Origin of the sequence: Cellulomonas denverensis (assembly GCF_012396125.1) — a bacterium.
GTDB classification, from domain to species: Bacteria; Actinomycetota; Actinomycetes; order Actinomycetales; family Cellulomonadaceae; genus Cellulomonas; species Cellulomonas denverensis.
The window spans coordinates 52,216-77,678 of sequence record NZ_JAAXOX010000008.1; the positions used below are offsets into that span (position 1 = coordinate 52,216).

General features: G+C 73.0%; 17 protein-coding genes and 2 tRNA genes. 8 read left to right on the forward strand and 11 right to left on the reverse strand.

Annotated elements, in window-relative coordinates; translation table 11 throughout:
• Positions 1-56: 56 nt before the first annotated feature.
• Positions 57-1,223 carry a tRNA dihydrouridine synthase DusB gene (dusB, locus tag HGA03_RS13680; protein WP_239073606.1) on the forward strand — a complete coding sequence of 389 codons (1,167 nt, stop codon included), beginning with the start codon at positions 57-59 and terminating at the stop codon, positions 1,221-1,223.
• A gap of 6 nt (positions 1,224-1,229) precedes the next feature.
• On the opposite strand, the gene HGA03_RS13685 is transcribed toward dusB, so the two are convergent.
• The 4 genes from HGA03_RS13685 to HGA03_RS13700 form a co-directional block, all read right to left on the reverse strand.
• A complete protein-coding gene (locus tag HGA03_RS13685; protein ID WP_168630849.1) occupies positions 1,230-1,424 on the reverse strand; it encodes a hypothetical protein in 195 nt (64 codons plus the stop codon).
• 122 nt (positions 1,425-1,546) lie between these two features.
• On the reverse strand, positions 1,547-2,449 hold the full coding sequence (locus HGA03_RS13690) for a carbohydrate kinase family protein (protein ID WP_168630850.1): 903 nt from the start codon (positions 2,447-2,449) through the stop codon (positions 1,547-1,549).
• Between the two features lie 5 nt (positions 2,450-2,454).
• Positions 2,455-4,173 (reverse strand): glycoside hydrolase family 13 protein, encoded by a 1,719-nt coding sequence (locus tag HGA03_RS13695; protein WP_168630851.1) that lies wholly within the window; start codon positions 4,171-4,173, stop codon positions 2,455-2,457.
• 56 nt (positions 4,174-4,229) lie between these two features.
• Entirely contained in the window at positions 4,230-5,261 is a 1,032-nt protein-coding gene (locus HGA03_RS13700) for a LacI family DNA-binding transcriptional regulator (RefSeq protein WP_168630852.1), read from the reverse strand.
• A 206-nt stretch (positions 5,262-5,467) separates the two neighbouring features.
• On the opposite strand from HGA03_RS13700, the gene HGA03_RS13705 reads away from it, so the two are divergent.
• The 7 genes from HGA03_RS13705 (at position 5,468) to dnaG (ending at position 15,753) form a co-directional block, all read left to right on the forward strand.
• The gene (locus HGA03_RS13705; RefSeq protein ID WP_168630853.1) at positions 5,468-6,697 is read left to right on the forward strand and encodes a sugar ABC transporter substrate-binding protein; all 1,230 of its coding nucleotides are present in this window, start codon (positions 5,468-5,470) and stop codon (positions 6,695-6,697) included.
• A gap of 97 nt (positions 6,698-6,794) precedes the next feature.
• A complete protein-coding gene (locus tag HGA03_RS13710; RefSeq protein ID WP_168630854.1) occupies positions 6,795-8,435 on the forward strand; it encodes an ABC transporter permease subunit in 1,641 nt (546 codons plus the stop codon).
• Positions 8,435-9,322 carry a sugar ABC transporter permease gene (locus HGA03_RS13715; protein WP_168630855.1) on the forward strand — a complete coding sequence of 296 codons (888 nt, stop codon included), beginning with the start codon at positions 8,435-8,437 and terminating at the stop codon, positions 9,320-9,322. The genes HGA03_RS13710 and HGA03_RS13715 overlap by 1 nt, the downstream gene beginning before the upstream one ends.
• 3 nt (positions 9,323-9,325) lie before the next feature.
• Positions 9,326-11,122, forward strand: coding sequence for a glycoside hydrolase family 13 protein (locus HGA03_RS13720; RefSeq protein ID WP_168630856.1), 1,797 nt, complete (start codon positions 9,326-9,328; stop codon positions 11,120-11,122).
• Between the two features lie 82 nt (positions 11,123-11,204).
• Positions 11,205-12,482, forward strand: a complete 1,278-nt coding sequence (locus HGA03_RS13725) for a deoxyguanosinetriphosphate triphosphohydrolase (protein ID WP_239073605.1) — start codon at positions 11,205-11,207, stop codon at positions 12,480-12,482.
• 158 nt (positions 12,483-12,640) lie between these two features.
• Positions 12,641-13,663 carry an alcohol dehydrogenase AdhP gene (gene adhP, locus HGA03_RS13730; protein WP_203767488.1) on the forward strand — a complete coding sequence of 341 codons (1,023 nt, stop codon included), beginning with the start codon at positions 12,641-12,643 and terminating at the stop codon, positions 13,661-13,663.
• A gap of 86 nt (positions 13,664-13,749) precedes the next feature.
• Positions 13,750-15,753, forward strand: a complete 2,004-nt coding sequence (dnaG, locus tag HGA03_RS13735) for a DNA primase (protein WP_168630859.1) — start codon at positions 13,750-13,752, stop codon at positions 15,751-15,753.
• Positions 15,754-15,907: 154 nt separating this feature from the next.
• On the opposite strand, the gene HGA03_RS13740 is transcribed toward dnaG, so the two are convergent.
• From HGA03_RS13740 to HGA03_RS13770, 7 genes are all read right to left on the reverse strand, one after another.
• On the reverse strand, positions 15,908-18,547 hold the full coding sequence (locus HGA03_RS13740; RefSeq protein ID WP_168630860.1) for a hypothetical protein: 2,640 nt from the start codon (positions 18,545-18,547) through the stop codon (positions 15,908-15,910).
• Positions 18,548-18,684: 137 nt separating this feature from the next.
• Positions 18,685-20,877: a DEAD/DEAH box helicase gene (locus tag HGA03_RS13745; protein ID WP_168630861.1), complete on the reverse strand. Its 2,193-nt coding sequence runs from the start codon at positions 20,875-20,877 to the stop codon at positions 18,685-18,687.
• Between the two features lie 70 nt (positions 20,878-20,947).
• Positions 20,948-21,020: transfer RNA gene (locus HGA03_RS13750), tRNA-Asn, on the reverse strand.
• Positions 21,021-21,074: 54 nt separating this feature from the next.
• Positions 21,075-21,590, reverse strand: a complete 516-nt coding sequence (locus HGA03_RS13755; protein ID WP_239073604.1) for a hypothetical protein — start codon at positions 21,588-21,590, stop codon at positions 21,075-21,077.
• A 160-nt stretch (positions 21,591-21,750) separates the two neighbouring features.
• Positions 21,751-21,824, reverse strand: a tRNA-Ile gene (locus HGA03_RS13760).
• A gap of 114 nt (positions 21,825-21,938) precedes the next feature.
• Entirely contained in the window at positions 21,939-22,907 is a 969-nt protein-coding gene (locus HGA03_RS13765) for an acetylxylan esterase (protein WP_168630862.1), read from the reverse strand.
• Positions 22,904-25,444, reverse strand: coding sequence for a glycoside hydrolase family 2 protein (locus HGA03_RS13770; protein WP_239073603.1), 2,541 nt, complete (start codon positions 25,442-25,444; stop codon positions 22,904-22,906). Before HGA03_RS13770 ends, HGA03_RS13765 begins: the two co-directional genes overlap by 4 nt.
• Positions 25,445-25,463: the final 19 nt, after the last annotated feature.

Consider the following 25,463-nt stretch of genomic DNA (forward strand, 5'->3'; position numbering starts at 1 on the left):
GGGCGGCCGAAGTCCCGGATGACGCGGACGGTGCGCGGGGGAGCGACAATGGAACGGTGAGCGCACCGACCACCACCCCCGTGCTGCCCCCGCTGCGGATCGGCCCGCTGACCATCGACACCCCGGTGGAGCTGGCCCCGATGGCCGGGGTGACCAACGCGGCGTTCCGGCGGCTGTGCCGGGAGGCGGGCTCCGGGCTGTACGTGGCCGAGATGGTCACCAGCCGGGCCCTGGTCGAGCGCACCCCGGAGTCGATGCGGATCATCGAGCACGACCCGAGCGAGCGCCCCCGGTCGGTGCAGGTCTACGGCGTCGACCCCGCGACGGTCGGCGCCGCGGTGCACCTGATCGCCTCGGAGGACCGGGCCGACCACATCGACCTGAACTTCGGCTGTCCGGCCCCGAAGGTCACCCGGCGCGGCGGTGGCGCGGTGCTGCCCTGGAAGAGCGAGCTGTTCCGCGGCATCCTCACCGCCGCGGTCGCCGCCGCCCGCCCCTACGGCGTGCCGGTGACGGTGAAGATGCGCAAGGGCATCGACGACGACCACCTGACCTACCTGGAGGCCGGGCTGGTCGCCCAGGACCTCGGGGTCGCCGCGGTGGCCCTGCACGGCCGGACCGCCGCCCAGCACTACTCCGGCCAGGCGGACTGGGAGGCGATCGCCCGGCTCAAGGAGGCGGTCACCGACATCCCGGTGCTCGGCAATGGCGACATCTGGTCCGCGGAGGACGCGCTGGAGATGGTCCGGCAGACCGGCTGCGACGGGGTGGTGGTCGGCCGCGGCTGCCAGGGCCGCCCCTGGCTGTTCGCCGACCTGCAGGCCGCGTTCAACGGCTCGGACGTCCGGATCCGCCCGGGGCTGCGCGAGGTGGCGTTGACCATCCGGCGACACGGGGAGCTGATGGTCGAGCACTTCGGCGAGGAGCTGAAGGCGATGCGCGAGCTGCGCAAGCACATGGCCTGGTACTTCAAGGGGTACCCGGTCGGCGGCGCGCAGCGCCAGGCGCTGGCGATGGTCTCGACGATGGCGGAGCTGGACGACCTGCTCGGCGCCCTCGACCTGGACCAGCCCTACCCGGGTGAGGCGGCCGAGGGCCAGCGCGGCCGGGCGGGCTCGCCCAAGCGGCCGGTGCTGCCCGAGGGGTGGCTGGACTCCCGCGAACTGTCCGACGACTTCCGGCGCCAGCTGCACGAGGCCGAACTGTCCATCTCCGGCGGCTGATTCAGCTCACGCGCAGGTGAACAGGCTCTCGTTGATGGTGGCGGTCCAGGTGTCCGTCGTGGTCATCTGATCCATCAGCGCGGCGGCCGCCGCCGGGTCGTCGCCGGCCGCTGCGGCCTCGTCGGCCGCGTCGCAGGCCGAGATCCCGAGGGCGACGGCGGCCAGGCTCAGGGTCACGGCGAGCAGGCGGTTCACGAGCACGGCGGGTCGCTTTCGTGGGCGGGAGCGCGGACCCGAGCACGCTAGACAGCCGGGCCGCACCCCTAGGCGCGGAACTCCGGTCCTGTGCGGCGGGTGAGTGGCGTACCTGAGTGACCGCCCGCTCAGACCCGGCGGACCGCCACCGCCCGTGCTGCATCGGCGATCCCGGCGGATGTCACCCCGGGTGCGCCCAGGTCCGGGCCGGACACCGCCGCCGCCCCCGCCGCGGCGCCCCGGGCCAGGGCGGTGGCGGTGTCGGTCCCGTCCCGGAGGGCGGCGAGCAGTCCGGCCAGGAACGCGTCGCCGGCACCGTTGCTGTCCACCGGGTCGGCGGGCGCGGCCCCGACCTCCCACAGTCCGTCGGCGTCGCAGGCGAGCGCCCCGGCGGCGCCCCGGGTGCACACCGCGAGCGTGCAGCCCCGAGCCACCCGGTCCCGCAGGTAGCCGGCGGGGTCGGCCAGCCGGTCGGCGCTGGCCAGCAGCAGGTCGGCGGTGTCCGCCCAGCTGCGCTGGAACGCGGCCTGCCCGTCGTCGTCGTGCACGTCGCAGACCAGCAGCGTGCCGGCGGCCCGGGCGACCGGCAGCAGCGGGGCGGTCCAGGCGGCGAGGTCGGCGACCAGCGCCCCGGCCGCGGCGATCTGCTCCGGGGTCGGCCCGGCGCCCGGGGCCGGTTCGGGCAGCTCCAGGTAGACCGACAGCCGGCCGCCGTCGTCGGACATCAGGTTGAGGTGCTGTTCACTGCGCCCGTCCACCGCGGGCCAGGTGGTGAGGTCGATCCCGGGCAGGGCGGCCCGGATCCGATCGGCGGCCTGGTCCCGGCCGAGCACCGTGTGCAGCCGGACCGGCACCCCGAGCGCGGCCAGGGTGACCGCCTTGCCCGCCGAGGTGCCGCCCAGTCCGGCCCGGTGACCGGAGGCGAAGATCGTCTGCGACCCACCGGAGGGCAACTGCGCCACCCGGACCAGGGTGTTCCACGACGCGGGGCCGGCGACGATCACGTCACCGGCCCCGCCCCAGGGAGTCATTGCGGTCAGGCCTGCAGCCACACGGTGGTGTCGCCGGCCAACTCGGCACCGGGCACCGGGTCGCCGGGCAGCCCGGAGGCCAGCAGCACCCGGGCATTCTCCGGCAGCGGCACCGGGGTGGAGCCCAGGTTGGCGACCACCAGCACGTCGCGGTTGCGGAAGGCGATCACCTGGTCGTGGTCGGCGTACTCCTCGGCCCAGGTCATCCCGCCCAGGCCCAGGTCGCGCTCCCGGCGCAGGCGCAGGATCGCGCGGTACAGCTCCAGCGTCGAGCCCTCCTGGCCGGTCTGGACGTCCGCGGCGTAGGCCTTCCACTCCTCGGGCTGGGGCAGCCAGGTCTTGCCGGTGGGGGAGTAGCCCATCGCCGGGGCGTCGGCCTCCCACGGCAGCGGCACCCGGCAACCGTCGCGGCCGCGCTCGGCGCCCTCGGTCCGGAAGAACGCCGGGTCCTGGCGCAGGTCGTCGTCCAGCGCGGTGTGCTCGGGCAGGCCCAGCTCCTCGCCCTGGTACAGGTAGGCCGAGCCGGGCAGGCCGAGCAGCAGCAGGGTGGCGGCCCGGCCACGGCGCAGGCCCAGTTCCTCGTCCGGCTGGGTGTCGCCGTGGCCGATGCCGTTCGGGCGCTCGCCCGGGTTCGGCAGGCCGAGCCGGGACGGGTGCCGGACCACGTCGTGGTTGGACAGCACCCAGGTGGTCGGTGCGCCCACCGAGTCGTTCACCCGGTAGGAGGCGGTGATGATCTCGCGCAGGGCCGGGGCGTCCCAGCCGGTGGCCAGGAAGGCGAAGTTGAACGCCTGGTGCATCTCGTCCGGACGGACGTAGCGGGCCAGCCGGGATAGCGGGTCCACCCAGGCCTCGGCGACCAGCATCCGGTCGCCGTCGTACTCGTCCAGGATCCGGCGCCAGGCACGGTAGATCTCGTGCACGCCGTCCTGGTCGAACATCGGGCCCTGGTTGCCGCCGCCGCCACTGGCGTCGGCGTCGTCGGTGCCCTCGATCATCGAGACGTGGCCGTCCCAGTCGGGCAGCCCGTCGGCCTTGACCATGCCGTGCGCCACGTCGATCCGGAAGCCGTCCACGCCCCGGTCCAGCCAGAACCGCAGCACCGACTCGAACTCGGCGCGCACCTCCGGGTTGGTCCAGTCCAGGTCGGGCTGCTTGGAGTCGAACATGTGCAGGTACCACTGCCGGTCGGACACCCCGTGGGCGTCCGGGGACAGCCGGGTCCAGGCCGGGCCGCCGAAGATCGACTGCCAGTTGTTCGGCGGCTGCTCGCCGTCGGTGCCCTTGCCCTCGCGGAACAGGTAGCGGGCGCGCTCCGGGGAACCGGGCTCGGTGCGCAGCGCCTGCTGGAACCACACATGCTCGTCCGAGCTGTGGTTGGGCACCATGTCGACGACGACCTTCAGGCCCAGCTCGTGCGCCCGGGCCAGCAGCGCGTCGAAGTCGGCCAGGGTGCCGAACAGCGGGTCGACATCGCGGTAGTCCGCCACGTCGTAGCCGGCGTCGGCCTGCGGGGAGCGGTAGAACGGGGACAGCCACACCGCGTCCACCCCGAGCGCCGCCAGGTGGTCCAGCCGGGCGGTGATGCCGGGCAGGTCGCCGATGCCGTCGCCGTTCGCGTCGGCGAAGGACCGCGGGTAGATCTGGTAGATCACCGCGTCGCGCCACCACTCACCGTGGTCGGGGCCGGGTGCGTGCACGTCGAGCGTGCGGGTGTCGAGCATGGTCACAGGGGGAACTGCCTTCCAAGACGTGCGGCTTCAGCGCGTGCGCTGACGGTCTACAGGGGAGCCGAGCCGGTCGATCCGCGGACGATCAACTCGGGGTGGAACAGGAGCTCGTTGCGGGAAGTCGGGGTGCCGGCGATCTCGCTCATCAGCGCCGCCACCGCGGCCCGGCCCATCGCCTGCACCGGCTGGCGCACGGTGGTCAGCGGCGGGTCGGTGAACCCGATCAGCACCGAGTCGTCGAAGCCGACCACCGACAGGTCCTCCGGCACCCGCAGCCCACGCTGGCGGGCGGCCCGGATCACGCCGAGGGCCATCAGGTCCGATCCGCAGATGATCGCGGTGTGGCCCTGGTCGATCAGCTCGTGTGCGGCGGTGGCGCCACCCTCGACGGTGAACAGGGTCGAGACCACGTGGTCGGTGTCGTCGGTGATGCCCAGGCGTTCGCGCAGGGCGACCGCGAAGGCGCGCCGCTTGCGCTGGGCCGGCACGAACCGCTCCGGCCCGATCGCCAGGCCGATCCGCCGGTGGCCGAGCGACAGCAGGTGCCGCATCGCCAGGTCGATCGCCACCGAGTCGTCGGCGGCCACGGTCGGGGCGTCGATGCCGGGGGCGGAGCCGTTCACCAGCACGATCGGCAGGCCCCGGCCGCGCAGCGACTGGTAGCGGTCGATCGGCTGGTGGGTGTCGGCGTGCAGGCCGGACAGGAAGATGATCCCGGCGACGTCGTGGTCGAGCAGGATCTCGACGTACTGATCCTCGGTGGTGCCGCCGGGCTGCTGGGCGCACAGCAGCGGGGTGTACCCGCGCTGGGTCAGCACCGACTCGATCACCTGGGCGTAGGCGGGGAACACCGGGTTGGACAGCTCGGGCACCACCAGGCCGACCAGGCCGGTGGAGCGGGGCCGCAGCTTGTCCGGGCGTTCGTAGCCGAGCAGGTCCATCGCGGTGATCACCGCCTGGCGGGCCTGGGCCGAGACGCCGGGCTTGCCGTTCAGCACCCGGGAGACGGTGGCCGTGGACACACCGGCCTGTTCAGCGAGGTCGGTCAGCCGGGTACGCACGCCGGGGAGCGTAGAAGACATGGGACCTCCTCGTCGTCATTGTCCGTGGTCCGTTCGGGCCGGGTCACCCGGTTGAGGCGGTTCTTGCAACGCCTTGCAACCGATGCCTGAAAGTTACCGTAACCGCTTGCAAGACTTGCTGCAACGACGTTACGGTCGTTTCACCGAGCCAGCGCGGGCGGGATTCGTCCACCGCTGGACCCCCGTCAACACTTGGGAGACTCACGATGCGACGGAGCATCCCCGCCGTAGCCGTCATGGCCGGCCTCGCACTCACCCTGACCGCTTGCTCGTCCGGCGACGACAACGCCTCGTCGGACGACTCCACCACTGCCGCCGCGGGCGACGGCGGCACGCTGACCATCTGGGTCGACGAGACCCGCCAGGACGCCGTCGAGGCCGCCGCCCAGGACTTCACCGCCGAGACCGGCACCCAGGTGGAGACCGTGCTGAAGAACTACGACGACATCCGCACCGACTTCATCGCCCAGGTGCCGACCGGCGAGGGCCCGGACATCACCGTCGGCGCCCACGACTGGCTCGGTGAACTGACCACCAACGGTGTGGTCGCCCCGATCGAGCTCGGCGACCTCGCCGACGACTTCGAGGAGGTCTCGGTCGAGGCCTTCACCCAGGACGGCCAGGTCTACGGCCTGCCCTACGCGGTGGAGAACATCGCGCTGATCCGCAACACCGCGCTGGCCGCCGACGCGCCGACCACCTGGGACGAGATGATCGCCGCAGGTGAGGCCGCGGGCACGACCTACCCGGTGCTGATCCAGACCGGCGAGGAGGGTGACCCGTACACCTACTACCCGCTGCAGACCTCCTTCGGCGCCCCGGTGTTCGAGCAGAACGACGACGGCTCCTACAACTCGACCCTGGCGATGGGTGGGGCGAACGGCGAGGCCTTCGCCACCTGGCTGGCCGAGCAGGGTGCCGCCGGCACCATCGACACCGCGATCACCTACGACATCGCGCTGGAGGCCTTCAAGAACGGTGAGTCGCCGTTCATCATCGGTGGCCCCTGGATGCTGGACTCGTTCTCCGACCTGGACCTGGCCGTCAGCGCCATCCCGTCCGCCGGTGGCCAGGAGGCCCAGCCCTTCGCCGGTGTGCAGGGCTTCTACGTCTCCGCGCAGAGCGACAACGCCCTGCTCGCCAACGACTTCCTGCTGAACTACATGTCGACCGAGGACGCGCAGCTCGCGCTGTACGAGGCCGGCCACCGTCCCCCGGCGCTGATCGCCGCGGCCGACGTCGCCTCCGAGGACCCGGTCACCGCCGGCTTCCGTGAGGTCGGCACCACCGCCGCGCCGATGCCGTCCATCCCGGAGATGGCCTCCGTCTGGACCTTCTGGGGCGTCACCGAGGCCGCGATCATCACCGGCTCCCAGGAGCCCGTGCCGGCCTGGCAGAAGATGATCTCGGACATCGAGGGTGCCATCGGCGGCTGACCCGCCCGCACCGCCCGCGGCCGGCGTGGAGGACCCCCTCCGCGCCGGCCGCGACCGCTCCACCCCCAGTCGTGAAACACCCCGCCCGGAGGCACCGATGCCCACCCCCGAATCGGCCAGCGTGGTCGAGCAGTCCGCCGGCCAGACCCCGCCGCCGACCGCTCCCCGCAAGCGCCGCCGCCGCGACTCCGGCGACTCGCACGCCCGTGACTTCCGCCCCGGCTTCATCGCGAAGCTGGTGCTGATCGCCCTGATCGATGCGTTCGGCGTCTACGGCGTCCTGGCCGCGTGGAACCAGGAGGCCTGGGGCATCCTCACCTCGATGGTGGTGCTGCTGCTGATCGCCAACTGGGTCTACTTCTCCAAGCGCACGCTGCCGCTGAAGTACATCCTGCCCGGCCTGGTGTTCCTGCTGGTCTACCAGGTGTACGTGATGGCCTACACCGGCTACGTCGCGTTCACCAACTACGGCGACGGGCACAACTCCACCAAGGGCCAGGCCATCGAGGCGCTGCTGGTCCAGAACGAGCGCCGGGTGGAGGGCACCAACACCTACCAGCTCACCGTGGTCGGCCGCGGCGACGAGCTCGGCTTCGCGGTGCAGGACTCCGACGGCGACGTCCGGGTCGGCACCGCCGAGGACCCGCTGGAGGAGGTCGACGCCACCGTCGAGTCCGGCCAGATCACCGCGATCCCCGGCTTCGACGTGCTGGACCGCAACACCGTGCTGGAGCGCCAGGGCGAGGTGACCAGCCTGCGGGTGCCGGTCTCCGACGATCCGAACGACGGATCGATCCGCACCCAGGACGCCCGCACCGGCTACGTCGCCGAGTCGACGCTGCACTACGACGAAGCCGCCGACACGATGACCGACACCACCACCGGCACGGTCTACACCCCGAACGACCGCGGTCAGTTCGAGGCCGAGGACGGCAGCAAGCTGCCGGTCGGCTGGCGGGTGTTCGTCGGCGGGGAGAACTTCACCACCGCCTTCACCGACAGCCGGTACGCCGGCCCGTTCTGGAAGATCCTGGTCTGGACCTTCGCCTTCGCGATCGGCTCGGTCGCCACGACCTTCCTGCTCGGCCTGTTCCTCGCCGTGGTGTTCAACGACACCCGGCTGCGCGGCCGCAAGATCTACCGGACGCTGCTGATCCTGCCCTACGCGATCCCCGGCTTCCTCGGGGCACTGTTGTGGTCGGGCATGCTGAACCGGCGGTTCGGCTTCATCAACGAGGTGATCCTCGGCGGGGCCAATGTCGGCTGGCTGACCGATCCATGGCTGGCCAAACTCTCGGTGCTCGGGGTCAATCTCTGGCTCGGCTTCCCGTACATGTTCCTGATCTGCACCGGTGCGCTGCAGTCGCTGCCCGGGGACGTGATGGAGGCCGCCAAGATCGACGGCGCCAGCCCGTGGCGGGCGTTCCGGTCGGTGACCATGCCGCTGCTGCTGGTGTCGACCACCCCGCTGCTGATCAGCAGCTTCGCCTTCAACTTCAACAACTTCACGCTGATCTACATGCTGACCCAGGGCGGTCCACGGTTCGCGGACGCCTCGGTGCCGCTCGGCCATACCGACATCCTGATCTCGATGGTCTATTCCGTCGCCGGGGTGGACGGGAACGCCGCCAAGAACTACGGCCTGGCCAGTGCGCTGTCGATCATGATCTTCGTGATCGTCGGCGGGATCTCGGCCCTCGCGTTCCGTAAGACCCGCCAGCTCGAGGAGATCAACTGATGTCCACGCTCACCGCTGCTCACAGCGAGCCGAAGCTGTCCTTCCGCCGGTGGGCCCGCGAGCTCGGCTGGCGGCACCTGATCGGCGTGATCTTCGTGATCTACGCCGCCTTCCCGCTGGTCTACCTGGTGTCCGCCTCGCTGTCCTCCGGCGGCACGCTGACCGGGTCCAACGAGCTGTTCTCCTCGGTCTCCGGGTCGAACTACAGCACCCTGAACGGCAGCACGCTGTTCTGGACCTGGCTGGGTAACTCGCTGATCATCTCGATCTGCTCTTCGGTTGGGGCGATGCTGCTCGGCGCGGCCGCCGCGTACGCGTTCAGCCGGTTCCGGTTCAAGGGCCGCCGCTCGTCGCTGACCGGGCTGCTGATCATCCAGATGTTCCCGCAGATGCTGGCCTTCGTGGCGATCTTCCTGCTTCTGCTCGGCCTGGGTCAGGTGTTCCCGGTGCTCGGCCTGAACAGCAAGCTGGCGCTGATCGCGGTGTACCTGGGCGGGGCGCTCGGTTCGAACACCTTCCTGATGTACGGGTTCTTCAACACCATCCCGCGCGAGCTGGACGAGGCGGCCAAGATCGATGGCGCCACCCACGCCCAGATCTACTGGACGATCATCCTGCGGCTGGTCGCCCCGATCCTGGCCGTGGTGACCCTGCTCGCCTTCATCAGCACCTTCGGCGAGTTCATCGTGGCCCGGATTGTGCTGCCGGCCGAACGGTCCTGGACGGTCGCCATCGGGCTGTACTCGATGGTCTCCGACCAGCTCGCCGCGAACTGGGGTGTGTTCGCTGCCGGTGCGGTGATCGCCGCGCTGCCGGTGCTGGTGCTGTTCCTGTTCCTGCAGAAGTACATCGTCGGTGGCCTGACCGCCGGCTCGGTGAAGGGCTGACCCGTGCTCGAACCGCACCACGACGGGTCCGAGCTCTACGTGCCGGTCCGCACCCCGCGGCTCGGCGAGGTGGTGCCGGTCCGGCTCCGGGTGCCCGGGCAGGCGCCGGACGCGGTGTGGCTGCGGGTGGTCGAGAACGGCGAGCCGCGGGTCTACCCGGCGACTCCGGACGGGAGCGCCGGCGGTGAGCACTGGTTCACCGCCGGCGTCCCGATGGCCAACCCGGTCACGCACTACCGGTTCCTGCTGGTCGGCCCGCAGTACGACGGCGGCCAGGCCTGGCTGAACGGCGAGGGCCTGATCGCCCGCGACGTGCCCGACGCCGCCGACTTCCGGCTCACCACCGTCGAGCCGGGACCGGCCTGGGCGCGGGACGCGGTGGTCTACCAGGTGTTCCCGGACCGGTTCGCCCGCTCCGCCGCGGCGGATGGGCACGACCGGCCGGACTGGGCGCAGCCCGCGGCCTGGGGCGACGAGCCGGTCGCCGAGGGCCCGGGCACCGGCTCGCAGTTCTACGGCGGCGATCTCGGCGGGATCGAAGAGCACCTGGACCACCTGGAACGACTCGGCGTGAACACGCTGTACCTGACCCCGTCCTTCCCCGGCCGGTCCAACCACCGCTACGACGCCGCGACCTTCGACGCGATCGACCCGCTGCTCGGCGGGGACGAGGCGATGGCCTCGCTGTCCACCGCGGTGCACGCCCGCGGGATGCGGATCGTCGGGGACCTCACCACCAACCACACCGGGGTGGCGCACGACTGGTTCGACCGGGCGCGCACCGACCCGGCGTCCACCGAGAAGTCGTTCTACTACTGGACCGACGAGCACCCCGGCTACGTCGGCTGGCTCGGGCACGCCTCGCTGCCCAAGCTGAACCACAACGCCCCGGCGCTCACCGAGCGGATGGACGCCGTGGTCACCCGGTACCTGACCGACCCGATCGCGCTGGACGGCTGGCGGATCGACGTGGCGAACATGACCGGGCGCCAGGGTGCCGACGACCTCACCCACGAGGTCTCCCGGCACCTGCGCGCCACCATCGAGTCGGTCCGGCCGGACGGGGTGCTGATCGCCGAGCACTTCCACGACGCCGGCGCCGATCTGGTCGCCGGTGGCTGGCACGGCACGATGAACTACTCCGCCTTCACCCGCCCGGTCTGGACCTGGCTGGCCGGCGACTCCGGGCTGCCGTTCCTGGAACTGCCCAGCCCGATCCCGCACCGGCCCGGCCCCGCGGTGGTCGCCACCATGCGCGAGTTCGGCGCGGCGGTGCCCTGGTCGGTGACCACCCGGCAGTGGAACCTGCTCGGCTCGCACGACACCCCCCGGATCCGGACCGTGGTCGGCAGCCGCGAGCGGGTCGAGGTGGCCGCCGGGCTGCTGTTCACCTACCCCGGGACGCCGGTGCTGTTCGCCGGGGACGAGGGCGGCGCGGTCGGCACCACCGGCGAACACGGCCGGGTCACCATGCCCTGGGACCAGATCGCGGCGGGCGGTGGACCGGACTGGGACGCCGAGACCTTCGCGCTCTACCGGCGGCTGATCGCGCTGCGGGCCGAGAACCGGGCGCTGCGCGAGGGCGGCCTGCGCTGGGTGCTGGCCGAGGACGATGCGATCGGCTACCTGCGCGAGACCGCGGACGACCGGATCCTGGTGCTCGCGGCCCGCGCGCCCTGGGCCGGGGCGACACTGCCCGCCGGGCTCGGCTGTGCGGAGAACCTGTACGGCGGCGGCGAGGCCCACGGTCTGCGGCTGTCCGGCGACGGGCCGACGTTCCAGGTCTGGCGCCTGCACTGACCGGGGCCGTTCCAGAGCCCGGATCGGCTCAGGTTCCGACACCTCGGCGGGGGCGTTCGCGCAGTTGATTAGGCTGGTGGGCGTGAGCAGCAGCGACCTTCCCGACGGCTACGCCGAGGCCGATCGGGAGCGGTGGGTCCCGGAGGCCCCCAAGTCGCGTACCCGCACACCGTTCGAGCGGGACCGCGGTCGCCTGGTGCACTCCTCGGCGCTGCGCCGGCTGGGCGCCAAGACCCAGGTGCTCGGCCCCAGCTCGGACGACTTCATCCGCACCCGGCTGACCCACACCCTGGAGGTGGCGCAGGTCGGCCGGGAGATCGGCAAGACGCTCGGCTGCGACCCCGACGTGGTCGACACCGCCTGCCTGGCCCACGACCTCGGGCACCCGCCGTTCGGCCACAACGGTGAGCGCGCACTGGCCCACCTGTCCCGCGACATCGGCGGATTCGAGGGCAACGCCCAGACCCTGCGGCTGCTCACCCGCCTGGAGCCGAAGGTGATCACCGACGACGGCCGCAGCGCCGGGCTCAACCTGACCCGGGCCAGCCTGGACGCCTCGGTGAAGTACCCGTGGGCCGCCGGGCAGGGGCCGGTCAGCCCGACCAGTGGCCGCCCCACCCACAAGTTCGGCGTCTATGCGGACGACCAGCCGGTGTTCGACTGGCTGCGCGCCGACGCCCCGGTCGGCCGTAAGTGCCTGGAGGCCCAGGTGATGGACCTGGCCGACGACATCTCCTACTCGGTGCACGACGTCGAGGACGCGGTGGTCGGCGGCCGCTTCGACCTGGGCGTGCTGTCCCAGCCGGAGGAGCGCGGCCGGATCGTCGAGTCGATCCAGACCTGGTACGGCGACGCCATCGACGCTGCGGGGCTCGAGGCAGCGATGGAGCGCCTGGTGCACGCCGAGCTGTGGCGACCCGGGTTCGACGGTTCCCGCGCCGCGCTGGCCGCGCTGAAGAACACCACCAGCCAGCTGATCGGCCGGTTCGCCCGGGCCGCGCAGCTCGCCACCCGGGAGGTCTACGGCCCCGGCCCGCTGACCCGGTACGCCGCCGACCTGATCGTCCCGGCCGCGACCACCGCCGAGATCCTGGTGCTGAAAGGCCTGGCGGTGACCTATGTGATGGCCCCGCGCGAGCTCGAACCGCTCTACCAGCGCCAGCGCGAGATCCTCGCCGACCTGGTGCACGTGCTCACCGACCGTGCCCCGGTCAGCCTGGAACCGCCGTTCGCCGCCGACTGGCGTGCCGCCGCCGACGACGGGGCCCGGTTGCGGGTGGTGATCGACCAGGTCGCCTCGCTGACCGACGTGTCCGCGGCCGCCTGGCATGCCCGGCTGGCCCCGCCGCCGCGCTACTGACCGCGCACCCTCAGCCGGCCTAGGGCAACCCTCAGTTCCGCCGATCCAGTACCCCAATCGTCGCGAATCGCCCCGCTGATCGGGACAAACGGGATGAACTGGGCGGCGGCGCGGAAGCAGCGCCACCCGTACTGCTTCGGAGGAACACCATGAGCACGATGAAGGCCGCGGTTGTCCACGAGTTCACGCAGCCGCTCAGCATCGACCAGATCCCGGTGCCCACCCCCGGCCCGCAGGAGGCCCTGGTCAAGGTCCGCTACACCGGCGTGTGCCACACCGACCTGCACGCCGCCCACGGCGACTGGCCGGTCCGGCCGGCCCCACCGTTCATCCCCGGCCACGAGGGCGTGGGCGAGGTCGTCGCGGTCGGCGACCAGGTGACCCGGGTCGCGGTCGGCGATCTGGTCGGCAACGCCTGGCTGTGGAGCGCCTGCGGCGAGTGCGACTACTGCGAGACCGGCTGGGAGACGCTGTGTCCACAGCAGCAGAACGGCGGTTACTCGGTCGACGGGTCCTTCGGCCAGTACATGCTGGTCGACGCCCGGTACGCCCCGCTGATCCCTGACGGGGTGGACCTGGCCGCGCTCGCCCCGATCCTGTGCGCCGGGGTCACCGTCTACAAGGGACTCAAGCGCACCGACACCAAGCCGGGTGAGTGGGTGCTGATCTCCGGCATCGGCGGGCTGGGGCACATCGCCGTGCAGTACGCCGTGGCCATGGGCCGCCGGGTCGCCGCGATCGACGTCGATGACGACAAGCTCGCCCTGGCTCGCCGGCACGGCGCCGAGGTGACCGTGAATGCCCGGACCGTCGACGACCCGGCCGCCGAACTCCAGCGCCTGACCGGCGGCGGCGTGCACGGCGCACTGGTGACCGCGGTCAACGCGCACGCCTTCCCGCAGGCGGTCGGGGCACTGCGCCGCGGTGGCACGGTCGCCCTGGTCGGCCTGCCGCCGGAGAAGTTCGGCCTGGACATCTTCACCACCGTGCTGTTCGGGCTGACCGTGCGCGGGTCGATCGTCGGCACCCGCAAGGACATGGCGGAGGCGGTCGACTTCTTCGCCCGGGGCAAGATCAGCCCGACCTACACGGTGCGTCCGCTAGCCGAGATCAACGACGTCCTCACCGAGATGGAGCAGGGCCGGATCGACGGCCGGATCGTGCTGGACATGCAGGCCTGACCTGCTCCCGGCGGCCGTCGTCCCCAGCGTGGCGGACGGCGGCCGCCGTCGTCTGACCGGCCGGTGGGAGGACCTAGGATCGGAGCGTGGCAGGACGGATCCGGCGGGAGGACGTGGAGGCGGTCCGCGAGCGTGCCCGGATCGAGGACATCGTCGGTGAACAGGTCGCGCTGAAGACCGCGGGCGTCGGCTCGATGAAGGGCCTGTGCCCGTTCCACGACGAGCGCACCCCCTCCTTCCACGTCCGGCCCCAGGTCGGGCTCTACCACTGCTTCGGCTGTGGCGAGGGCGGCGACGTGATCGACTTCGTGCAGAAGGTCGACGGGCTGCCGTTCGCCGAGGCCGTCGAGTACCTGGCCGGACGGGTCGGCGTCCAGCTGCGCTACGAGGAGGGCGGCGGACCGCGTCCCGGCCTGGAGCCCGGCACCCGGCAGCGGCTGCTGGAGGCACATCGGGTGGCCGCCGAGTTCTACACCGAGCAGCTGCTCACCCCCGGTGCGGCCGCCGCCCGCGACTTCCTGGCCGGCCGCGGCTTCGACCGGTCCGCCGCCGACCAGTTCGGCATCGGGTACGCGCCGCAGGGCTGGGACGGACTGCTGCGCCACCTGCGCGGCCGCGGCTTCACCGACAAGGAGCTGGTCGCCTCCGGCCTGATGAGCCAGGGCAACCGCGGCATCTACGACCGGTTCCGCGGCCGGCTGGTCTGGCCGATCCGCGAGGTCACCGGCGACACCGTCGGCTTCGGCGCCCGCCGGCTCTACGACGAGGACCAGGGGCCCAAGTACCTCAACACCCCCGAGACCGCGCTGTACAAGAAGTCGCACGTGCTCTACGGCATCGACCTGGCCAAGCGGGAGATCGCCCGGACCAAGAAGGTCGTCGTGGTCGAGGGCTACACCGACGTGATGGCGATGCACCTGTCCGGGGTCGGCACCGCGATCGCCACCTGCGGCACGGCCTTCGGCGCCGAACACGCCCGGATCGTGCGCCGCCTGATGGGGGACGTGGGCGACAAGGGCGCGGTGGTCTTCACCTTCGACGGGGACGAGGCCGGGCAGAAGGCCGCCATGAAGGCGCACGAACAGCAGGGCGTGCTCGGCGTGCCCGCCTATGTCGCTGTCGCCGACGAGGGGATGGACCCCTGCGACCTGCGCCAGCGCAAGGGCCCGGATGCCGTGCGCGCGCTGGTCGACTCGCCGCCGCCGCTGTTCCGGTTCGTGCTGCGCCGCCAGCTCGCCGACTACGACCTCAGCACCGTCGAGGGCCGGGCCGGTGCGCTGCGCGAGGCCGCGCCCACCGTCGCCGGCATCCCGCGGCCCGACCTGCGCGAGGGGTACACCCGGGAGCTGGCCGGGTGGCTGGGGATGGACCTGCGGACCGTGCAGCAGGCGGTCCGGTCCGCGGCGCGCTCCACCCAGGCCGGGGGAGGACCGGGCGGCCGGCCCGGCCAACAGGGCTCCGGGCCTGGCGGCGCGGGCGGTCCGGGTTCGCGGCCCGGCGGCCAGGGCTCGCGGCCCGGGGGGTACGGTCCCGACTCCGGCCCGGGGGACCGCGGCCGGGCCGTCGAGGCAGCCACGGTCGGCGTGGCCCAGATGCCGATGCCCGATCCCCGTGACCCGGTGGCCACCACCGAGCGCCGGGCGCTGGAGGTCGTCCTCCAGCTGCCGGAGCTGGTGCCGGTGGAGTTCGACCAGCTGGATGCCGAGACCTTCGGCGCCCCGGCCTACCGGGCCGTGCACACCGCGGTCCGGGCTGCCGGGGGAGCGGCTCAGGCGAAGGTGCTCGCCGGTGGGCACGGGGCGGGCGCCTGGGTGGAGGCGGTCCGGGAACAGGCCGCCGCGCCGGTGCACTCCCTGATCACCCGGCTCGCGGTGGAGCCGATTCCCGAGGACCGGCCGGACAAGCTGCCCGGCTACGCCCGCGGCCTGGTGATGGCGCTGGTCGAGCTGGCACTGACCCGGCACATCGCCGACCTGCGCGGCCGGTTGCAGCGGCTTGACCCGGACGCCGGCCCGGATGCGCAGCGGGAGCTGTTCCAGCAGTTGCTGGCCGCGGAGAACCAGCGTCGTGCGCTGCGGGAGAGTGCCTGAGGCGCGTCGCGGTGGGCCGTGCGGGCCCGGGGGACACGTCAACCGCCGCGGTGCGCGGCACGCCCACCCGCCACCGCGCGAGCGGGCCCGGCGGTGGCGGCTGGTGCCGACTCCACCACCGGGCCCCGGTCGCCCGCTCAGACCGTTCGGTTGCTCAGGCCGGTCGCCGCGGCCCGGCGGATCCCCGCCGCCTGCGCAGGAGCACCGCCGCGATCCCGGCCAGCAGCATCCCGCCCGACGCAGCGAGCGTGACCCGCAGCCCGGTGCCGGTGGTCGCGAGCTCGAAGACCGTGGGCGGCGCCCCGACGGTGATCGTCTCGGCCGGCTCCCCGCAGATGCCCGTGGACAGCACCGTGCCGTCCGGGCCGCGGGTGGTCTCCACGAAGCCGTAGGTGCCGGGACGCTCGGTCCGGTACCGGGCGGTGTCCGCGGTGCCGGGGCTGCGGTCCAGCTCGATCGCCGGGGAGGTCCACACCAGGGTGTCGGGGGTGCAGGTCAGCTCCTGGCCCTCCGGGGCGTGGAACAGCTCGGCGCTGGCGGTGCTGCCGTCGGGGACGTGGCCGGTCCAGGTCAGGGTGTCCCACAGCTCGTCGCCGACGACGGGCCGGTCGGAGTCCGCCCGGGCGAGGGTGATGACGGTGGGCAACCCGGGGATCTGGACGGTCTCACTCGGTTCGCCACAGGCGCCGCGGTGCAGGACCTGGCCGGCCGGGTTCCGCGCGGTCTCGACGTAGCCATAGGACATGCCGGGTTCGGCGGTGACCGGGACGTCCTGGGACCGGTAGCGGCCGGGCTCGGTGACGGTGACCGGGTCGCCCGCGGCCACCAGGCTCTCCGGCGAGCAGACCGGGTCGTCGCCGGGCCATCGGTACAGCTCGTTGGTGACGGTCATCCCGTCGGCGGGGACGGTGCCGGTGACCTCGGTGATGTCGTGCAGCACCAGCTCCGTGCCGGGCGCCGGCTCCTGGTCGGTCTGGATCACGGTGCCGATCGCGAGCGGCTCGGGCGCGGCGGGGTGGACGGTGAACTGCTCGGTCGGGTCGGTCACCGAGGTGCTGACCGGTCCGGTGCGGTCGTCCCCGTCGAACAGCGTGCGCGCGGCCACGGTGCCGGGCCTCGGGTCGGGCACCCCGTCGCCGTCGGCATCGGACCCGGTGGTGGGCCAGGCCAGATGCGGGCCGGACAGGCTCTGGTAGCCGTTGACCGCATCCCGGGTGACGGTGCCGATCAGCTCCGCGGTCCCGTCGACCAGTGCCTCGTCGGTGACCGGTGTCCCGGCCGGGAAGAACCAGAACTCGGTCAGCTCGTCCCGGCGGTCGCCGCCGAAACCCGCGTCCCCGGTGAAGTCGCCGTGGTCGGTCGGATAGCCGGCGGCCCACAGGTCGTCGACCAGGCGCAGCCCGCCGGCGGTGGCCCGGATGCTCAGGCTGGTCACCACCTCGGGCTCGTGCCGCACCGAGCTGGTCTCGTCCGGGATGCCGATCCGGTCCTGCCAGTCGTCGAGCAGCAGCTCCCGGTGCTCGGGTGACATGGCGCCGCGGTCGGTGCGCCACTGCCAGGTGTGGATGCCGGACGCCGCGGCGCCCGGGTCGGCGCAGGCCCGGTAGCTGCCCGGGCCGTTCGCGGACAGGCGGACCTCGGCGATCGGCGTCGCGCCCTCCGGGGGATCCGCGCCCGGGTCCACCGGCCGGTCGCCGACCGACCACAGGGTCGCCACCAGCGGCACGGTCACCGCGGAGCCGTCCACCGGCAACCAGGTGTGGCCGGCCGGCAACCGGAGATCCAGGGTGTCGCACAGGGCGGTGCCCGGGTCCGCGACCTTCTGCTCCACCTGCGAGGTCCCGGTCACCCGGAAGCCATGCGCCACCGGGACCTCCGTGCTCCCGGTGCGCTCGGTGGCCTCGCCGGACAGGGTGGGGGACAGCGACAGGTTGTCCTGGCGACCGGCGTCCATCCCGTAGTACGCGAGCCGGGTGGTGCGCAGGCCGGAGAACCGCGCCCGGATCACCACGTCGCCGATCCCGGTGGCCACGTACTCCAGCTGCAACGCTCCGTCGGTGGTCCCGGTCCACACCGCGGACTCGCCGGGATCGGCCCGCCGGTTGCGGTTCAGGTCGATGACCGCGCGGTCGGAGCGGACCAGGCTGCCGTCCGGCGTCCGGTGCAGGAGCTCGACCGTGGCGTCCAGCCCGGACACCCAGTCGCCGGCGGCGCTGCGGACGCCCAGGCCGGTGATCGTCCCGAACCGCAGGTCGGAGCTCTGCACGCCGGGGGCGGGGTCCTGGTACGGCCCGGCCTGGGACGCGGCGACCGTCAGCATCGCGGCGGCGCGGTCCCGGACCTGCGCGGGGGTGGCATCGGTGAGCAAGCGCTTGGCCTGCTCCACGTCGCCGTCCGCGACCACCCCGGGCACCTCGGCCCGCTGGTGCACCAGGTAGGCAATGGCCGCCTGGTCGAGCTGGTTCGCCGGGTCCGCGTAGGTCTCGATCAGCCAGGCCAGCACCGGGTCGTCGTGCACCGTGGTGGTCAGCGGCGGTGCGCCGATCCCGGGCGAGACCCACATCTGGATGCACCAGGACAGCTGGCCGTCGGCACCGGTCGGGGTCTCGAAGGCACCGAGCCAGGTCTCGCCGTAGCCCGGGATCGGCACCGAGATGCCCTCGCCGACCGTGCCGCGGGCCGCAGCGGCCGGTGGCACCGCGGCGGGCAGCGTCCAGGCCAGTCCCGCGCAGGCGAGGACGGCGATCAGCAGGGTGATCAGGGCTCGGGGCGTTCGTGTGCGTCGTGCTCGCATGGGCTGCTCGTCCTCTGTCGGGAAGTCGGTGATCCGGCGAGGACGAGTCAGCCACCGGGACGGCCGTCGTGGGTGGGCGCGGTGGTGGGGTTGGGGACGACCGGGCCCCGGCCCGGGCTGTGGACAGCTGAGGACCGCTACTCGGCCAGGTCGTCCCAGATCGGGCCGTAGCCCAGACGTGCCTGCTCCAGCTCGACCACCTCGCGGGCCAGCCGCGCCTCGGTCACGTCCACCGCGGCCGCCGCCGAGGCAGCGAGCGCCGAGTCCCGGACGTAGGCGTCGAAGGTCTGCCGCTTGCGGGCCAGCAGTTCGACGATCCGTTCATCCACCCCGTCCTCGGCGAGCAGGCGGTGCGCGACCACCGCACGCACCTGGCCCATCCGGTGCAGCCGCGCGATCGCCTGGGCCTCCGCGGCCGGGGTCAGCTGGGGCTCACACAGCACGGCGACCGCGGCGGCCTGGAGGTTCAGCCCCACGCCGCCGACGGTGATCTGCGCGATCAGCACGCCGTCCCGGGGTCCGGCGGTGAAGGCGTCGATCACTTCCTGGCGCTGGTCGGTGGTCATCGACCCGGTCAGCGGCCCGAGGACCGGCGGGCCGCCCGGCCGGACCAGGGCCGAGGCGGCCGCGTCGAGCACGTCCCGGAAGTAGGAGAACACCACGGTGCGCAGTCCTTCGGCGCCCGCCTCGGCCACGATCTCCTGCAATCGGAGCAGCTTCGCCGACTCCTCGGGCGTGGGGGTCGCCCAGGCCGCGCGCCGCATCGCCATGAAGTTCCCGCTCGCCACCGCCTCGCGGTAGATCCGTTCGCCGGCCGGCGTCAGGTCCACCCACTCGTCCACCGCCAGCAGCTCCGGCAGTTCGACCAGGACGTCCGCCTGGTTGCGGCGCAAGTACACCGGCGACACCGTGCTGCGGAACCGGTCGGCGCCGACCAGCCCCAGGTGCCGCGGGAAGGAGTCCGCCAGCGCCGGGTCGAGCAATCGGACCAGCGCGACGAAGTCCTCGATCCGGTTGTCCATCGGGGTGCCGGTCAGGAACAGCACCCGCCACACCGCGTCCGTCCAGGCGGCGACCAGCTTCGACCGCTGGGCGGCCGGGTTCTTCACGTAGTGCGCCTCGTCGACCACCAGCATCGCCACCGGCATCCCGGCCGGGTCCAGGTGGGCGAGCGCCTCATAGGTGGTGACCCCGACGCCGCCGTCGCTGCGCCAGCGCGCGGTCGCCGCCATCCGGTCGGGGCCGTGCAGCCGGTGCGCGGTCAGGGTGGTCCTGCTCCGGGTCTCGCGCAGCCAGTTGACCAGCACCCCGGCCGGGCACACCACCAGGAAGTGCCGGTCGCCGGCCGCCGCCAGGTGAGCCATCGCCGCCAGCGCCTGGACGGTCTTGCCCAGGCCCATCTCGTCGCCGAGCAGCACCCGGCCCTGGTGCAGCGCGAACCGGGCGCCGAACTCCTGGTATCCGCGCAGGGACACCCGCAGCCCGGACTGGTCCAGCGGATACGCGGCGACCGACTCGGCGAGTTCGGCGGTGAGCATCCCGCGCGCCGCCAGCACGTCCTGGGCCAGCGGCACGATCCGGCCCAGGGCGGTGTAGAACTCGGCAGATCGATGCTCGAACGCGGTCCACAGCGGCGCGCCCTCGGTGTCCGGGACGGCGCAGGCGGCGGCCAACTCGGCGACCGGCGGGACGTCCCACTCCTGCAGCGCCGTCAGGGCCCGCAGGGCACGATCCTTGGTGGCCCGCCGGGCGAGCGCGAACCGCAGCCGGTTGCCCGCGATGCGGGCCGACGGGGCATAGTCGGCCACCGCGGACACATAGTCGGTCAGCTCGCGCCGATGCGGTTCGACCACCGGCGCCAGCCGCAGCAGCCGGTCGAGCAGTCGCAGCAGCTCGGCGGTGGCGGCAGTGTCCGGGCGACCGGAACGATCCAGCTCCAACCGCACCGGCAGCCCCGAGCGCACCACCGTCGCGAGCTGATCGACCGCCGCGACCACGCTCCGGGCGGTCTGCACCCCGACCCCGGGCACCCGGTCCAGGGTCTCGGCCGGCACCCCGAGCAGGTCCGCCGCCGTGGTGTACCCCGCCGCCACCAGGGTCCGCAGCCGCAGATTGCGGTCGGTCATCGCCCCGAGCTGGTCCACCGGCACCACGCCGAGCTCGTCGCGGACCCGCCGGTCGCGGTCGGACTCGACGATCGAGGCGATCCGCAGCGTCGCGGCGTCCAGGTGATCCAGCACCGCGAGGGCCTGGGCCGCGGCGGCACGGTGACGGTCCACCAGTTCCCGGGCGGGGCGGCCGGGCTCGACCGGGACGGGGGAGGGGGTCATCGTCGGACGATGGTAGCCGGGGCCCGGACGCACGAAACCCCGCCAGGGACTGCCCGGCGGGGTTCGGTTGCTCCCTCGACTGGACTCGAACCAGTAACCGTCCGATTAACAGTCGGATGCTCTGCCAATTGAGCTACGAGGGATCGTGCGGGCAAAACTGTAGCAGCCCCGGAGCAGTGCTCCCGCATCGGGCCCGCTCAGTCGCGCAGGCCCGCGGCCGCCCGCACCTCCCGCTCGGTCGCGTCCACCAGGGCGGCGGTGCCGGGATCGGCCAGATCGACCTGCGACGAGCCGATGACCTGGGTCAGCAACGCACCGTCGGGGTCGCGTCGCAGCGCCACCCGGACCGTCCCGGCACCGGGGACCTGCACGTTCTGCACGTGCACGACCGAGGACTGCACCCGCTCGCGGAAGGTCTGGGCGAACCGCACCGGGGTCGGCGCGGCCAGGGCGTACCGCTGCTCGTCGCCGGTCACCCAATACACCGTGATCGCCGGGCCCTCCGGGTCGAAGCTGCCGCGGTCGACCTCGGACCAGTTCCGGGTGAGGCGGTCGCCGGTGGCGGGCAGGACGTGCAGGGCGCGGCGGGTCGCCACCAGCCAGCCCGCGTCGTCGGCGAGTTCGGCGGCGGCGAGGACCCGGTCCGTGGCGGGCAGGTCGAGGCTGCGGCGCAGGGTGTCGGGCAGGGTGGGGCGGCGGGTGAAGAGGGACACGTGATCACGGTAGACGCTTCCATCCGGTCCGGGTGCCGGGCGGATCGGTGGCCGCCGGCGGCCGTCGGGACCGTCGGATCGCCGCCTGGGGCTCAACCGGGCCGGCGAGGGCGCAAGCATCGGCCGGAGCCCGACCGTGACCTACGTCGAGGTGAACGGGTAGGCCAGGTGGGGCTTGAACCCACGACCGACGGATTATGAGTCCGCTGCTCTGACCGGCTGAGCTACTGGCCCGTGATGCCCGGTCAGGCTAGCGGACGCGCCCGGGGTGGCCGGGACGGTGGCGGGTCGGTGTCGCCGGTGCCCACCTCCATCCGCCCCGGACCGCGCCGGGCCGACCCGGACCGCTCAGGCCAGCAGGCCGGCCAGCCAGGCCGCCTGCCGCTGCCAGTGGTGCCCGCCGCCGCCCTCGTGCTGGTTGTACGGATACACCTCGATCGTGGACGGCCCGGCCCAGGCGTGGTGGGTGGCGAACACGGTGGACGGCGGGCAGACCGTGTCCTGCAGGGCGACCGAGAACAGCGAGGGGGCGTTCGCCCGGGCCGCGTGGTGCAGCCCGTCCAGGTAGGACAGGGTGCGGAACACCTGCTCGGCCTGGTCGCGGTGCACCGCGAGGTAGCGGGTGACCTCGCCGTAGGGGTCGGTGTCGGAGACCTCGACCCCGCGCGGGATGTGGCAGAGGAACGGCACGTCCGGCATGGCGGCGGCGAGCCCGTCGACCAGGCCGGCGACCGCGATCGTGAGGCCACCGCCCTGGGAACCGCCGGTGACCACCACCCGGTCGGGGTCGATGCCGTCCAGGGTGCGCACGGCATCGACCGCCCGGACGCAGTCGGTGATCAGCCGCCGGTAGTAGTGCTGGTGCGGATCGAGGATGCCGCGGGTCAGGAAGCCGTTCCCGGCCGGGCCGGAGCCGTGCGGATCGGGGGTGTCGCCGCCGCTGCCCCAGGTGGAGCCCTGGCCGCGGGTGTCCACGAACAGGTGGGCGTAGCCGGCGGTGGGCCAGGCCAGTCGCTCGTGCGGGAGCCCGCGGCCGCCACCATAGCCGTTGAACTCGACGATCACGGGCAGCGGCCCGGTGGCACCGGCCGGGCGGACCAGCCAGGCGCGCACCGGGTCCCCGTCGAAGCCGGGGAAGGTCACGTCGTCGACGTCGACCAGGCGCAGCGGCCCGTCCAGCCGGTGCAGTCGCGGGGCCATCGGGTGCCTGCGGGCCTCGGTGAGGGTGCGCGCCCAGAACTCGTCGAAGTCTTCGGGCGCCGGGATGTCCGGGCGGTAGTCGTGCAGGGCGGACAAGGGCAGGTCGACCTGGGTCATGCGTGGGCCTCGGCATCGTCGCTGATCGGGACGGATGCAGTGTGCACCAGTCCGCCCGGGATGGCCGGACCCTCGGCGACCAGCGGCGGGGCGGTGGTGGTCGCGACGGTGCGCAGTTGGTTGGCGGTGCGCAGCACGGGGGAGCGGGTCAGATCCGCCGGGTCCAGGACGGCGCCGGTGGTGACCAGGAAGACGGCGGTGTCGCCCGCGGCCAGGTCGATCAACGCCTCGTCCACCACGGCGTCGGGCGCCAGCCGGTCCGACAGCAGGGTGACGTCCCGGGCGGTGGAGTGCGCGGTGACCTCGACCCGGTAGCCACCGGGCACGGCGACCGCGGTGGCGGTGACCGGGTCGGGGTCCAGCGCGGAGTCGATGTCCTCGGCGAACACGTGCAGGTGCCGGGCGGTGCCGAGCTCGGCGACCAGGACCTCCGCGGCCAGGTCGGCGGGGGTGGCCGCCTCCGGGGTCAGGGGGTACCGGGCGACCGCGCGGGGCGGCACCTCGACCGGCAGCGCGTCCTGTCCCAGCACGGTGCCGTCGTGCCGCTGCCGCCGCAGGATCAGCTGCCCGGACCACGCCTGGTCGGTGTCGTTGACCAGCACGACGTCGGAGTCCAGCACCGTGACCAGCCGGTCGGCCCCGGCGTTGCGCAGCGCGTACCAGAGCGGCTTGCGGCGCTCCTCGGAGTCGACCGCCGCCCAGGAGGTGACCGGCCAGCAGTCGTTCAGCTGCCAGACGATCCAGCCGGCGGTGCGCGGCCACCAGCCCCGGTAGTGCGTCACCGCGTGCTCGACCGCCCGGGCCTGGTTGAGCTGGGTCGCCCAGTGCCAGTCCTCGAAGTCCACCGGCACCCCCAGGTGCCCGGCCAGACCGCGATCGAGCTTGCCGTTGCCGTCGTCGGCCTTCTGGTGGATCAGGAACACCGGGTCGGTCTTCGGGGAGTCGCCGGTGTGCACCCAGTCGGTCAGGGTGCGCCAGGTGGGCGGGCCCTGGAAGCCGAACTCGGAGCAGAACCGCGGGATCTCCGCCCGGTAGGCCCGGTAGTCGACCCGGTTCCACACCTCCCACTGGTGGTGGCTGCCGTGGTCCGGGTCGTTGGGGTGCAGCTCCGGGTGGCCGGGGGTGAACGGGCTGTTGTCGGTGTACGGCCGGGTCGGGTCCAGCTCGGCGACCACCGAGCGGAACAGGTCGACCGCGTACCGCTCGCCCCAGGTCGCGTCGCCGAGGTACCGCTGCCAGCCCCAGTCCTGATGCCCCCACAGGTTCTCGTTGCCACCGTTCCAGATCACCAGCGACGGGTGCGGGGTGAGCCGGGCGACATTCTCCCGGGCCTCGGCCTCGATCTCGGCGGCGATCGGCTGCTCCTCCGGGTAGGCGGCGCAGGCCAGCAGGAAGTCCTGCCACACCAGCAGCCCGCGCTCGTCGCAGGCGGTGTAGAAGTCCTCCGACTCGTAGATCCCGCCGCCCCAGATCCGCAGCAGGTTCAGCCGGGCACCCAGGGCCTGGTCCAGCCGGCGGTCCAGGCGCTCGCGGGTGATCCGGGTCAGGAAGTGGTCGTCCGGGATCCAGTTCGCCCCCCGGACCGCGATCGGCCGGCCGTTGATCTCCAACACGAAGGAGGTGCCGTGCTCGTCGTCGCTGAGGTCGAGCCGCACGGTGCGGAACCCGATCCGGCGGCTCCACCGGTCCAGGTCGTCGCCGAGCCGCACGGTCAGCTCGTGCAGCGGGTGCTCGCCGTGGCCGGCGGGCCACCACAGGTCGGCATCCGGGACCGCCAGGTGCAGCACGGTGTGCTCGCCGGTGATCGTGCCCTCGGCCCGCACCCCGCACACCTCGGCGGTGACCGGCAGTGGCGCGGCGTCCGCCAGCCCGGAGCGCTCGACGGTGACGTGCAGCTCGACCAGGCCGGTGCCGTCGTCGCCGACCGTGACCAGTGGCCGCACCTCGGCCAGCCGGGCCACCCGCCAGCGCTCCACCCGCACCTCGCGCCAGAGCCCGGCGGTGCGCAGGTCCGGGCCCCAGTCCCAGCCGAAGGAGCACGCCATCTTCCGCACGAAGTTGAACGGCACCGGGTGGTACGCCGACGGCCGGTCGCCCAGCCGGTCCCGCAGCTCCTCGGCATAGGCGGTGGCCGAGCGCAGGTCCACGGTCAGCGGGTGGGCCGCACCGTCGGCCAGCGCCCGGACGTCCACCCGGTAGGAGCGGTGCATGTTGGCGGTGTGCAGCAGCTCGGTCCCGGCGTAGGACACGGTGCCTACGGTGTCGATGCCGTCGAAGGCCAGGTCCACCCGCTCGTCCGGCGCCGGCGGGTCCAGGGCCAGCTCGCGGGTGTAGCGCCAGTCGGTGTGGTGGAACCACCGCAGGTCGGCCTCGTGTGCGTCCAGGAACGGGTCGGGGATCAGTCCGGCGGCGAGCAGGTCGGTGTGCACGCTGCCTGGCACGGCGGCCGGCAGCGGACCGGCCGCGGTGATCGCGCCGGGCACCGGCCCGCCGGTGGGGGTGATCGTCCAGCCGTCGGCCAAGGAAGTGCGGTCCATCAGGAGATCCTCTCGGGTG